Origin of the sequence: Mycobacterium bourgelatii, assembly GCF_010723575.1 — a bacterium.
Lineage (GTDB): Bacteria > Actinomycetota > Actinomycetes > Mycobacteriales > Mycobacteriaceae > Mycobacterium > Mycobacterium bourgelatii.
Genome location: NZ_BLKZ01000001.1, coordinates 4,658,785 through 4,670,643, shown reverse-complemented (window position 1 = coordinate 4,670,643; position 11,859 = coordinate 4,658,785). Strand labels below are relative to the sequence as shown.

General features: G+C 63.9%; 12 protein-coding genes. All 12 read left to right on the top strand.

Going from position 1 to position 11,859, the window contains the following annotated elements; genetic code table 11:
• The first annotated feature begins 282 nt into the window (after nucleotides 1-282).
• The 12 genes from rho to atpA all read left to right on the top strand — a co-directional run bounded on the left by rho (nucleotide 283) and on the right by atpA (nucleotide 11,857).
• A complete protein-coding gene (gene rho / locus G6N68_RS20055; RefSeq protein WP_371871710.1) occupies nucleotides 283-2,055 on the top strand; it encodes a transcription termination factor Rho in 1,773 nt (590 codons plus the stop codon).
• Between the two features lie 144 nt (nucleotides 2,056-2,199).
• Nucleotides 2,200-2,439 carry a 50S ribosomal protein L31 gene (gene rpmE / locus G6N68_RS20050; RefSeq protein ID WP_163716072.1) on the top strand — a complete coding sequence of 80 codons (240 nt, stop codon included), beginning with the start codon at nucleotides 2,200-2,202 and terminating at the stop codon, nucleotides 2,437-2,439.
• A 90-nt stretch (nucleotides 2,440-2,529) separates the two neighbouring features.
• The gene (gene prfA, locus G6N68_RS20045) at nucleotides 2,530-3,603 is read left to right on the top strand and encodes a peptide chain release factor 1 (RefSeq protein ID WP_163716069.1); all 1,074 of its coding nucleotides are present in this window, start codon (nucleotides 2,530-2,532) and stop codon (nucleotides 3,601-3,603) included.
• Nucleotides 3,600-4,451 carry a peptide chain release factor N(5)-glutamine methyltransferase gene (gene prmC / locus G6N68_RS20040; RefSeq protein WP_163716066.1) on the top strand — a complete coding sequence of 284 codons (852 nt, stop codon included), beginning with the start codon at nucleotides 3,600-3,602 and terminating at the stop codon, nucleotides 4,449-4,451. Before prfA ends, prmC begins: the two co-directional genes overlap by 4 nt.
• Nucleotides 4,444-5,097 carry an L-threonylcarbamoyladenylate synthase gene (locus tag G6N68_RS20035; RefSeq protein ID WP_163716063.1) on the top strand — a complete coding sequence of 218 codons (654 nt, stop codon included), beginning with the start codon at nucleotides 4,444-4,446 and terminating at the stop codon, nucleotides 5,095-5,097. The genes prmC and G6N68_RS20035 overlap by 8 nt, the downstream gene beginning before the upstream one ends.
• A gap of 169 nt (nucleotides 5,098-5,266) precedes the next feature.
• Complete coding sequence (locus G6N68_RS20030) at nucleotides 5,267-6,466, top strand: glycosyltransferase family 4 protein (protein ID WP_163716060.1); 1,200 nt, start codon at nucleotides 5,267-5,269, stop codon at nucleotides 6,464-6,466.
• Nucleotides 6,467-6,754: 288 nt separating this feature from the next.
• The gene (locus G6N68_RS20025; protein ID WP_163716059.1) at nucleotides 6,755-7,213 is read left to right on the top strand and encodes an ATP synthase subunit I; all 459 of its coding nucleotides are present in this window, start codon (nucleotides 6,755-6,757) and stop codon (nucleotides 7,211-7,213) included.
• Entirely contained in the window at nucleotides 7,206-7,955 is a 750-nt protein-coding gene (gene atpB / locus G6N68_RS20020; RefSeq protein WP_163716055.1) for a F0F1 ATP synthase subunit A, read from the top strand. Before G6N68_RS20025 ends, atpB begins: the two co-directional genes overlap by 8 nt.
• Before the next feature lie 49 nt (nucleotides 7,956-8,004).
• Nucleotides 8,005-8,253: a F0F1 ATP synthase subunit C gene (locus G6N68_RS20015; protein WP_205351496.1), complete on the top strand. Its 249-nt coding sequence runs from the start codon at nucleotides 8,005-8,007 to the stop codon at nucleotides 8,251-8,253.
• Nucleotides 8,254-8,262: 9 nt separating this feature from the next.
• Complete coding sequence (locus G6N68_RS20010; RefSeq protein ID WP_163716050.1) at nucleotides 8,263-8,778, top strand: F0F1 ATP synthase subunit B; 516 nt, start codon at nucleotides 8,263-8,265, stop codon at nucleotides 8,776-8,778.
• 4 nt (nucleotides 8,779-8,782) lie between these two features.
• Nucleotides 8,783-10,141, top strand: coding sequence for a F0F1 ATP synthase subunit B/delta (locus G6N68_RS20005; RefSeq protein ID WP_163716047.1), 1,359 nt, complete (start codon nucleotides 8,783-8,785; stop codon nucleotides 10,139-10,141).
• Between the two features lie 51 nt (nucleotides 10,142-10,192).
• Nucleotides 10,193-11,857 (top strand): F0F1 ATP synthase subunit alpha, encoded by a 1,665-nt coding sequence (gene atpA, locus G6N68_RS20000; protein ID WP_163716044.1) that lies wholly within the window; start codon nucleotides 10,193-10,195, stop codon nucleotides 11,855-11,857.
• Nucleotides 11,858-11,859 lie beyond the last annotated feature (2 nt).

Here is an 11,859-nt window from a genome sequence, read left to right as displayed (position 1 = left end):
TTACTCCGCCCTCATTGGCGATCACCGTTGCAGAGTCGACTATTGGGCATTCGGCCATCTAGCTGATTGCACGAACCCCCCGCATGACCTGATCAGCAGGGGAAAGAAAGGAAATCCGTGTCTGATACGGACCTCATCACGGCTAGCGACAGCACCGACGTCACGTCGGTTTCCGCCGCCACCGAGTCCCGCGAAAGTCGAGCGACTCAAGAAACCAAGGACACCCCAGCCACTTCGGATGTAAAGACCACTGCATCGGCCGGCTCGGGCTCCCTATCCACCATGGTGCTGCCCGAGTTGCGTGCACTGGCCAACCAGGTTGGCGTCAAGGGCACCTCGGGCATGCGCAAGAGCGAACTGATCGCCGCGATCCAGGAAATCAGAAGCCAGTCCAACGGTGTGTCGGCCGCCAAAGCGCCCGCAGCAGAGGCCGCAGAAACCACCGCAGACGCCTCCAAGACCGAGGCGCCGACCGCGACCGAGGCACCTGCCAAGGACGAGCAGAGCGATCAGCCCTCCGAACCGCGACGTCGGGAGCGTCGCGGCGCATCGCGAGAAGGCGGGTCATCCCCCCGCGCGGACGGCGCCGCCGACGACAAAGCCGACCAAGCTGACAAAGGCGAAAAGCCCGACAAAAGCGATAAGTCCGACAAAAGCGAAAAGGGCGAAAAGTCCGCAAAGGCCGAGAACCGCCAGGACTCCGGGCAGGACACCAAGACCGCCGAACGCAATGACTCCGACCAGGACCAAAGCGGTGACCAGCAAGGCTCGGGTGGTCAGCAGGCCCGTGGTGGCGACGACGACGGCGAAGGACGTCAGGGCCGTCGTGGCCGCCGATTCCGCGACCGACGCCGCCGCGGCGAGCGAACCGGCGACGGTGGTACCGAAGCCGAACTGCGCGAGGACGACGTCGTCCAGCCGGTAGCCGGGATCCTCGATGTGCTCGACAACTACGCGTTCGTCCGCACGTCCGGTTACTTGCCCGGTCCGCACGACGTCTACGTGTCGATGAACATGGTGCGCAAGTACGGCCTACGTCGCGGCGACGCCGTGACCGGCGCCGTGCGGGTGCCCAAAGACGGTGAACAGCCCAACCAGCGGCAGAAATTCAACCCTCTGGTGCGCTTGGACAGCGTCAATGGCGGACCGGTCGAGGACGCCAAGAAGCGGCCCGATTTCGGCAAGCTGACGCCGTTGTATCCGAACCAGCGGCTTCGCCTGGAGACGACCCCCGATCGCCTGACGACGCGCGTCATCGACCTGATCATGCCGATCGGCAAGGGCCAGCGCGCGTTGATCGTGTCGCCGCCCAAGGCGGGTAAGACGACCATTCTGCAGGACATCGCCAACGCGATCACCAGGAACAACCCCGAATGCCACCTCATGGTCGTGCTCGTCGACGAGCGGCCTGAAGAGGTCACCGACATGACGCGCTCGGTCAAGGGAGAGGTCATCGCCTCGACGTTCGACCGGCCTCCGTCAGACCACACCACGGTCGCCGAGTTGGCGATCGAGCGGGCCAAGCGGCTGGTGGAGCAGGGCAAGGACGTTGTCGTGCTGCTCGACTCGATTACCCGGCTGGGCCGCGCGTACAACAACGCGTCGCCGGCGTCGGGCCGGATCCTGTCCGGTGGTGTCGACTCCACCGCGCTGTACCCGCCCAAGCGCTTCCTGGGCGCCGCCCGCAACATCGAAGAAGGCGGGTCGCTGACCATAATCGCGACGGCGATGGTGGAGACGGGCTCTACCGGTGACACCGTCATCTTCGAGGAGTTCAAGGGCACCGGTAACGCCGAGCTCAAGTTGGACCGCAAGATCTCTGAGCGCCGGGTGTTCCCCGCGGTTGACGTGAACCCGTCGGGTACCCGCAAGGACGAGCTCCTGCTCTCGCCCGACGAGTTCGCCATCGTGCACAAGCTGCGCCGGGTGCTGTCGGGCTTGGATTCCCACCAAGCCATCGACCTGCTCATTTCGCAGCTGCGCAAGACGAAGACCAACTACGAGTTCCTGGTCCAGGTCTCCAAGACGACACCTGGCAACATGGACAACGACTGACACGAACTCGCGCCGGGAATGTTTGAGCCTTAATAGGTGTTTTGGGCTCATGGCGGTTGACCTGGCATAATCGACCCTCGACTACAAGCCGGACAGCCGCGTCACGAGCCGGGGGCCCACGAGCGAAAGATCGAAGAGGACAGCATGAAGACCGACATTCATCCCGCCTACGAGGAGACCACGGTGGTCTGCGGTTGCGGGAACAGCTTCCAGACGCGCAGCACCAAGCCGGGCGGTCGCATCGTGGTCGAGGTTTGCTCACAGTGCCACCCCTTCTACACCGGCAAGCAGAAGATCCTCGACAGCGGCGGCCGGGTCGCCCGCTTCGAGCGGCGGTACGGCAAGCGCAAGGCCGCAGCTGACAAGGCCGAAACCGACAAGTAGCTGGCATACCGACGCCCGAACTGTGCACAACGCTGCACAGGCCGGGCGTCGGTTCGCGTTTACGGGTAAGCAGGCGGCAGGAGGTGTGACATGACGCAACCGGTACAGACGATTGACGTCTTGCTCGCCGAACACGCCGAGCTCGAGCGCGCCCTGGCCGATCCCGAACTGCACAGCAAGCCCGACGAAGCGCGCAAAGCCGGGCGCCGGTTTGCCCGGTTGGCCCCCATCGTCGCGACCCACCGCAAGCTGGTGGCCGCGCGCGAGGATCTCGAGACCGCGCGTGAGCTTGCCGCCGACGACCCGTCGTTCGTCGACGAGGTAGCCGAACTGGAGGAGCGGGTCGCCGAACTGGACACCCAACTCACAGACATGCTGGCCCCGCGCGATCCGCACGACGCCGACGACATCGTGCTCGAGGTCAAATCCGGTGAGGGAGGGGAAGAGTCGGCGCTGTTCGCCGCCGACCTGGCCAGAATGTACATCCGGTACGCCGAGCGCCATGGCTGGACCGTGACGGTGCTGGATGAGACCACCTCCGATCTCGGCGGCTACAAGGACGCGACGCTGTCGATCGCCAGTAAGGGCGATACGGCCGACGGTGTCTGGTCGAGGATGAAGTTCGAGGGCGGCGTGCACCGGGTGCAGCGCGTGCCGGTCACGGAATCTCAAGGCCGCGTGCATACTTCGGCCGCGGGCGTGCTGGTCTACCCGGAACCCGAAGAAGTCGGCGAGGTCCACATCGACGAGTCGGATCTGCGCATCGACGTTTACCGTTCGTCGGGCAAAGGCGGCCAAGGTGTCAACACCACCGACTCCGCGGTGCGAATCACCCACTTGCCCACCGGAATCGTCGTCACCTGCCAGAACGAGCGGTCGCAACTGCAGAACAAGACGCGCGCGTTGCAGGTGTTGGCGGCCCGTCTGCAGGCCCTGGCCGAAGAGCAGGCGCTGGCCGACGCCTCGGCGGACCGGGCGAGCCAGATCCGCACGGTGGACCGCAGCGAACGTATTCGCACCTACAACTTCCCGGAAAACCGCATCACCGATCACCGAATCGGTTTCAAGGCGCACAACCTCGACCAGGTGCTGGACGGCGACCTCGATGCGCTTTTCGACGCACTGGCCGCCGCCGACAAACAATCTCGCCTGCAACAGACATGACCTCGCTGCGGCACGCGATCGACTCCGCTGCGACGTTGCTCGCCGAAGCGGGAATCGACTCTGCGCGCAACGATGCCGAGCAGTTGGCCGCCCACCTGGCCGGCACCGAGCGCGGTCGGTTGACCTTGCTGGACGCGCCCGGCGAGGATTTCTTCGGACATTACCGCGACGTGGTGGCCCAACGGGCTCGTCGGATTCCGTTGCAGCATCTCATCGGAACGGTCTCGTTCGGACCGGTCGTGCTACACGTCGGCCCCGGTGTGTTCACCCCCCGTCCGGAAACCGAGGCGATCCTGGAGTGGGCTGTCGCCCAGCAACTTCCAGCGCGACCGGTAATCGTCGACATATGCACCGGATCTGGCGCGTTGGCGGTCGCCCTCGCCAGGTATTTGCCGACGGCTCGAATCTACGGAATCGACGATTCCGACACCGCCCTCGAGTACGCCCGCCGCAACGCCGCGGGCGGCAGCGTGCAGCTAGTACGAGGCGACGTCACTGAACCCGACCTGCTTCCCGATCTAGACGGCGGGGTCGACCTCGTCGTGGCCAACCCGCCCTACGTTCCCGACGGGACCTTTGTCGAACCCGAAGTGGCGCAGCATGATCCGCACCACGCCGTCTTCGGCGGAGCGGACGGCATGGCGGTGATCCCGGCCGTCGTCCGCCTCGCCGCCCGCTGGCTGCGTCCCGGTGGCCTGGTCGCCATCGAGCACGATGACACCACCTCCCGGTCGACCGTCGAATGCTTCGAGGGCGCAGCGGTTTTCGAGGACATCGTGCCGCGCAGCGATCTCGCCGGACGACCGCGATTCGTAACGGCCAGGAGGGGGCGCGGCGCAAGTGAGTGAGATCTTCGACTGCGCGGACCCCGACCAGCGTGCGCGCGGCCTCGAGACCGCCGCGGCGCAGCTCAAGGCCGGACGTCTGGTCGTCATGCCCACGGACACCGTCTACGGACTCGGTGCGGACGCCTTTGACAGCGTTGGCGTGAATGCCCTGCTGGCGGCCAAAGGGCGGGGCCGCGACATGCCCGTCGGCGTGCTGGTCGGTTCCTGGCACACCATCGAGGGCCTGGTCTACTCGATGCCCAACGGGGCCCGGGAACTGATCCGAGCCTTCTGGCCCGGCGCGCTCAGTCTGGTGGTGGTGCAAGCGCCGTCGTTGCAATGGGACCTCGGCGATGCACGCGGCACTGTCATGCTGCGAATGCCGTTGCACCCCGTCGCCATTGAGTTGCTGCGACAGGTCGGGCCGATGGCGGTCTCCAGCGCCAACGTGTCCGGTCAACCGCCCGCGGTCGATATCGCCGAGGCGCATCGTCAACTCGGCGAGCGTGTCGACGTCTACCTCGACGCCGGCCCTTCCGCGCAGCAGGCAGCGTCGACGATCGTCGACTTGACCGGCGCCACCCCGCGCATCCTGCGGCCGGGACCGGTGAGCGCCGAGCAGATCGCGTCGGTCCTCGGCGTGGATGCCGAGAGTTTGATCGCCTAGGCGCAGTTACGCCGGTGCTATCGCCGGCGATAGCGTATTTCGAAGTCACTTGCTGCCCGGCTCACGGGACAGGTGTGGCTCCTGTGAAAGGCTCGAAGCCGGCGCGGCACGCGCCGCTCGGTGCCCATCCGCAGGCAGACCTCTCAGGTTGGTGAAGTAGGGTCTCGAGGTGTCCAGCGACGTGGCCAGCCTTGCCGGTGGCTTGCTAGCACTCAACGATCGCAGCGCCGGTGTCCCACTGCGCGAACTGGCCCTCGTCGGCCTGACCGCCGCCATCATCACGTATTTCGCCACCGGACCGGTGCGCGTCCTTGCCACCCGACTGGGTGCGGTGGCCTACCCACGAGAACGGGATGTGCACGTCACGCCGACCCCGCGGATGGGTGGGCTGGCCATGTTCCTCGGCGTCGTCTCGGCGGTGTTTCTCGCATCGCAGCTTCCGGCGCTCACGCGCGGCTTCGTCTACTCAACCGGCATGCCCGCCGTGCTGGTGGCCGGAGCGGTCATCATGGGCATCGGGCTGATCGATGACCGGTGGGGGCTAGACGCCCTGACAAAGTTTGCTGGCCAGATTACGGCGGCCAGCGTGCTGGTCACCATGGGCGTTGCCTGGAGCGTGCTCTACATCCCCTTCGGCGGCGTCGGAACCATCGTGTTGGACCAGGCCTCGTCGATCCTGCTCACCTTGGCGCTGACGGTTTCGATCGTCAACGCAATGAACTTCGTCGACGGACTCGACGGCCTTGCCGCCGGACTTGGCCTCATCACGGCACTGGCCATCTGCATGTTCTCGGTCGGTCTGCTCCGCGATCATGGCGGTGACGTGCTGTTTTATCCGCCCGCAGTGATTTCGGTGGTGCTCGCGGGCGCCTGCCTCGGCTTTTTGCCGCACAACTTCCACCGGGCCAAGATCTTCATGGGTGACTCCGGATCGATGCTCATCGGCCTGATGCTCGCTGCGGCGTCGACCACCGCCGCCGGTCCCGTCTCGCAGAACGCCTACGGCGCTCGCGACGTGTTTGCTCTGCTGTCGCCGTTCCTACTGGTGATAGCGGTCATGTTCGTGCCGATGCTCGACCTGCTGCTGGCCATCGTTCGTCGCACCCGGGCCGGCCGTAGCGCCTTCACCCCGGACAAAATGCATCTGCACCACCGATTGCTGCAGATCGGGCATTCGCATCGTCGGGTGGTGCTGCTGATTTATCTCTGGGTGGGCATCGTGGCCTTCGGTGCCGCCAGCACGATCTTTTTCGACCCCCGACATACGGGGGCGGTGATGCTCGGCGCGATTTTCGTGGCCGGGGTCGCGACGGTGATACCTCTCTTGCGCCGCGATGAAGAGGACGACGAGTACCTCGACTACGACTAGCCGAGGGGACTAGCCGAGGGCTGATCGGAACCCGTCCGGCGGAGCCTACGACAGCCAGTAGTAGTAGCACATTTCGTGTGGTACGGTGCTGGTAGAACCCCGAAATAAACTTCGCGGGTTGCCGGCCCCCCGGCCCGTCGGATGCACATTCGAGCGTGCCGATAAAAGACCGACACAGGGAGTGACCCCTTGGGTGATTCCGCCATGAGCCTTGCGATACGCTCGGCGGGCTACAAAACAGTCAGTCGAGTGTTTCCCACGACATCAACCCCGGATTGAGGTACCGCAGTGACGACACCAGCGCAGGACGCGCCGTTGGTGTTTCCGTCCGTTGCTTTTCGTCCAGTTCTTCTGCTGGTCATCAGCGCTGGCGTGACGGCGGTGGCGCTGCTCCTCACCGGACTGAATGGTCAAGTGAAGATCGGTGCGTTCTTCGGCCTCGGGATGCTGCTGGGTTTGCTCAACGCGCTCCTGGTGCGGCGGTCGGTAACCTCGATTACCGCGAAAGACCATCCGTTGAAAAGCACGATGGCTCTGAACTCGGCGTCGCGGCTCGCGATTATCACCGTCATCGCGTTGGTCATCGCCTACATCTTCCGGCCTTCCGGATTGGGCGTGATGTTTGGACTGGCACTCTTCCAGGTGTTACTAGTGGCAGCGACCGCATTGCCGGTCTGGAAGAAACTGCGAACGGGGCGACCGGCAGCGGAAGCGGTAGGGACGGAGGGACGCAGCAGCGATGACTGAATCGATCGTGGCCGCTGAAATCGAGGTTGGTCACCACCGCACGGCCGAATTGCTTGGGTTCACCGTCAACATTGACACGATCCTGTCGACAGCCATCGCCGCGGCGATCGTGATCGCACTGGCCTTTTATTTGCGGTCCAAGGTCACCTCGACGGACGTGCCGAGTGGAGTGCAGCTGTTCTTCGAGGCAATCACCATTCAGCTTCGTGGCCAGGTCGAAAGTGCCATCGGCATGCGGATCGCACCGTTTGTCCTCCCGCTCGCGGTCACCATTTTCGTGTTCATCCTGATCTCGAACTGGCTTGCTGTTCTCCCGGTGCAGTACGAGGAAGACGGCAAGTCGACCGAATTGCTGTCATCGGCGGCAGCGGACATCAACTACGTGCTGGCGCTGGCCCTGTTCGTCTTCATCTGCTATCACGCGGCGGGCATTTGGCGCCGGGGAATTATCGGACACCCCGTGAAGGTCGTGAAGGGACACGTCACGCTGCTTGCGCCGATCAACATCGTCGAAGAGCTTGCGAAGCCGATCTCGTTGTCGCTCCGTCTTTTTGGCAACATCTTCGCCGGCGGGATTCTGGTTGCTCTGATCGCAATGTTCCCGTGGTACATCATGTGGCTGCCAAATGCGATCTGGAAATCGTTCGACCTGTTCGTCGGTGCCATCCAGGCGTTCATTTTCGCGCTGCTGACGATCCTGTACTTCAGCCAGGCCATGGAGCTCGAAGAAGACCATCACTAAAAATCCTGGTAGACCGCTACCAGAGTTATCAAGGAGGATAAGAATGGCTGTGGATCCCCAAATCCTTTCCGGCGCCCTCATCGGCGGTGGGATCATCATGGGTGGCGGCGCCATTGGTGCCGGTATCGGTGACGGTATCGCCGGTAACGCGCTGATTTCCGGGGTTGCCCGCCAGCCCGAGGCGCAGGGACGGTTGTTTACGCCGTTCTTCATCACCGTTGGTCTGGTTGAGGCAGCCTACTTCATCAATTTGGCGTTCATGGCGTTGTTTGTCTTTGCCACTCCGGGCGCCCAGTAATTCGTAGTGATGGGTCCTGAAGGCGAAGTGCGCGGTCTTGCTTCGGCTGTTGACGTCCTAGCGGAAGGCCAGAAGAACTTCCTCATTCCCGACGCCACGTTCTTCTTTGTGCTGGCGATCTTCCTGGTCGTGCTCGGCGTCATCAGCACCTGGGTGGTGCCACCGATCCTGCGGGTGCTGCGGGAACGCGATGCCATGGTTGCCAAGACGGTCTCGGACAGCAAGAAGGCGTCCGATCAGTTCGCCGCCGCGGAGTCCGACTACGAAGCAGCCATGAAGGAAGCCCGAGCTCAGGCGGGTACGTTCCGCGACAACGCCCGGACCGAGGGTCGCAAGGTGATCGAGCAGGCGCGCTCCCGGGCGGAGCAGGAAGTGGCATCGACATTGGCAACGGCCAACGAGCAATTGAAGCGGGAAAGGGACTCCGTCGAAATGGACTTGCGTGCCAACGTCGGAACCATGTCGGCCACGCTGGCCAGTCGAATCCTCGGAGTCGACGTCGCCCCGTCAGGTACGACTAGGTAGCACGATGCCTAATATTATCGGGCCTACTTTTATTGGCCAACTAATCGGATTTGCGCTCATCGTGCTGCTGGTTGTGCGGTATGTCGTTCCGCCGGTGCGTCGCTTGATGTCTGACCGGCAGGAGATGGTGCGTCGGCAGTTGGAAGATTCGCTGAAGGCCACCAAGCGGCTGACCGAGTCGACCACAGCGCACAGCCAAGCCGTCCAACGGGCAAAGGAAGAGGCGGAGCGCCTCGTCGAAGAGGCCAAGGCCGACTCCGAGCGGATTTCCGAGCAGCTACAGGCGCAGGCTGAGTCTGACGCGGAACGCATCAAGGCACAGGGCGTGCGCCAGGTGGAACTGCTCCGGATCCAGATGACTCGTCAGCTCCGGCTGGAGCTGGGCCACGAATCCGTGCGCCAGGCAAAGGAATTGGTGCGCGACTACGTGGCCGACGAGGAACGGCGTTCGGCCACCGTGGACCGGTTCCTCGATGAGCTGGACGACATGGCGCCCGAGCCGTCCGACGTCGAGTCACCCGTGCTGGCAAGAATGCGCTCTGCGAGTCGGCGCGCTCTGGGTAACCTCGTCGACCGGTTCGACACCATCGCCAAAGATCTCGACGAGTCTGCGCTGGAAAAGCTGGCCGACGAGCTGGTTTCGGTCGCGGCGATGCTGAACCGCGAAGTTGTCGTGACGCGGTACCTCACCACGCCTGCCGAAGAGGCCTCGCCGCGAGTCAAACTCATCGAGCGCCTGGTATCGGGCAAGGTTGCCGATTCCACGCTCGACATCCTCAAGACAGCGGTTTCCGAGCGTTGGTCGGCTAACGGCGATCTGATCGATGCCCTCGAGCACGTCTCGCGACAAGCGCTGCTAGAGGTCGCCCAACGCCAGGATCGGGTCGACGAGGTCGAGGACCAGCTGTTCCGTTTCTCGCGCATCGTCGACACGCAGCCGCGCCTGGCCATCCTGCTGGGCGACCAGACCACCCCGGCCGAGCGCCGCGTCGAATTGCTACGCAACGTGCTCGACAGCGCCAGCGGCGACGTTAACAAGATCGCCGCGGCATTGCTGTCCCACACGGTCGAGCTGTTGAGGGGTCACCAGCCGGCGAATGAAGCCATCTTGTTCCTGGCAGAAGTCGCCGTAGCGCGCCGCGGCGAGATCGTCGCCCAGGTCAGCGCGGCCGCCGAACTCAGCGATGCGCAACGCACCCGTCTTGGCGAGGTGCTGAGCCGCATCTACGGGCATCCGGTGGCGGTGCAGCTTCAGGTGGATGCCGATGTGCTTGGCGGCCTTCTGATTTCGGTGGGCGACGAGGTGATCGACGGCACGTTGAAGTCACGCTTGGCCGCCGCCGAAGCCCAGTTGCCCGACTAACCCCAATACCAACTAGTCACCACAAACTCCGAAATAGGAAGACGAAAAGCCATGGCCGACTTGACAATCTCCGCTGATGACATTCAGAGCGCGATTGAAGAGTACGTAAGTTCGTTCACCTCCGACACCTCCCGCGAAGAGGTGGGCACCGTCGTCGACGCGGGGGACGGTATCGCTCACGTCGAGGGTTTGCCCTCTGTGATGACGCAGGAGCTGCTCGAGTTCGAGGGCGGAGTCCTCGGTGTCGCCCTCAACCTGGACGAGCACAACATCGGCGCGGTCATCCTCGGTGACTTCGACAAAATCCAACAGGGCCAGCAGGTCAAGCGCACCGGCGACGTGCTGTCCGTGCCGGTCGGTGACGCGTTCCTGGGCCGCGTGGTCAACCCGCTGGGCCAGCCGATCGATGGGGGCGGTGATATCGACACCGACATCCGGCGCGCGCTCGAGTTGCAGGCGCCGTCGGTGGTGCAGCGCCAGGGCGTTAAGGAGCCGCTGCAGACCGGCATCAAGGCGATCGACGCCATGACGCCGATCGGCCGCGGGCAGCGTCAGCTGATCATCGGTGACCGCAAGACCGGCAAGACTGCGGTCTGCGTGGACACGATCCTCAACCAGCGCAAGAACTGGGAGACCGGCGACGAGAAGAAGCAGGTGCGCTGCGTCTACGTGGCCATCGGTCAGAAGGGCACCACGATCGCCGCCGTGCGCCAGGCCCTGGAGGAGGGCGGCGCGATGGACTACACCACCATCGTCGCGGCCCCGGCTTCCGACTCGGCCGGCTTCAAATGGCTTGCGCCGTACACAGGTTCGGCGATCGCGCAGCACTGGATGTACGACGGCAAGCATGTGCTGATCGTTTTTGACGACCTGACCAAGCAGGCCGAGGCCTACCGTGCGATCTCGCTGCTGCTGCGCCGCCCGCCGGGTCGCGAGGCTTACCCGGGCGACGTCTTCTACCTGCATTCCCGGTTGTTGGAGCGCTGCGCCAAGCTGTCCGACGAGCTCGGTGGCGGTTCGTTGACCGGGCTGCCGATCATCGAGACGAAGGCCAACGACATCTCGGCCTACATTCCGACCAACGTCATCTCGATCACCGACGGGCAGTGCTTCCTGGAGAGCGACCTGTTCAACCAGGGCGTCCGGCCGGCCATCAATGTCGGTGTGTCGGTTTCCCGCGTCGGTGGCGCCGCGCAGATCAAGGCGATGAAGGAAGTGGCCGGTTCGCTGCGTCTGGACCTGTCTCAGTACCGCGAACTGGAATCCTTCGCAGCGTTCGCTTCGGACCTCGACGAAACGTCGAAGAAGCAGCTGGCACGCGGCGAGCGTCTGGTCGAGCTGCTCAAGCAACCGCAGTTCCAGCCGATGGCCGTTGAGGAGCAGGTCGTTTCGATCTTCCTGGGTACCGGCGGCCACCTGGACTCGGTGCCTGTCGAGGACGTCAAGCGCTTCGAAGCCGAGCTGCTGGACCACATACGGGCCTCCGAGGAAGGGTTCCTCGAAGAGATTCGCAAGACCGAAAAGCTCGGCGAGGAAGCCGAAAACAAGCTCGTTGACATCATCAACCACTTCAAGAAGGGCTTCTCGACCAGCAGCGGCGAGTCGGTGGTGCGTGACGAGCACGTCGAAGCTCTCGACGAAGAGGAGCTCGAGAAGGAGTCCGTGAAGGTCAAGAAGGAAAAGCCGAAGCCCAAGGACAAGAAGGGCAAGAAGTAGCT

Excerpts from the sequence above, each read along its gene's own strand:
- atpB (WP_163716055.1), top strand. The coding sequence starts at position 7,206 with ATGACTGAATCGATCGTGGCCGCTGAAATCGAGGTTGGTCACCACCGC.
- atpA (WP_163716044.1), top strand. The coding sequence starts at position 10,193 with ATGGCCGACTTGACAATCTCCGCTGATGACATTCAGAGCGCGATTGAA.
- prfA (WP_163716069.1), top strand. The coding sequence starts at position 2,530 with ATGACGCAACCGGTACAGACGATTGACGTCTTGCTCGCCGAACACGCC.
- G6N68_RS20010 (WP_163716050.1), top strand. The coding sequence starts at position 8,263 with ATGGGTCCTGAAGGCGAAGTGCGCGGTCTTGCTTCGGCTGTTGACGTC.
- G6N68_RS20005 (WP_163716047.1), top strand. The coding sequence starts at position 8,783 with ATGCCTAATATTATCGGGCCTACTTTTATTGGCCAACTAATCGGATTT.
- prmC (WP_163716066.1), top strand. The coding sequence starts at position 3,600 with ATGACCTCGCTGCGGCACGCGATCGACTCCGCTGCGACGTTGCTCGCC.
- rho (WP_371871710.1), top strand. The coding sequence starts at position 283 with ATGGTGCTGCCCGAGTTGCGTGCACTGGCCAACCAGGTTGGCGTCAAG.
- rpmE (WP_163716072.1), top strand. The coding sequence starts at position 2,200 with ATGAAGACCGACATTCATCCCGCCTACGAGGAGACCACGGTGGTCTGC.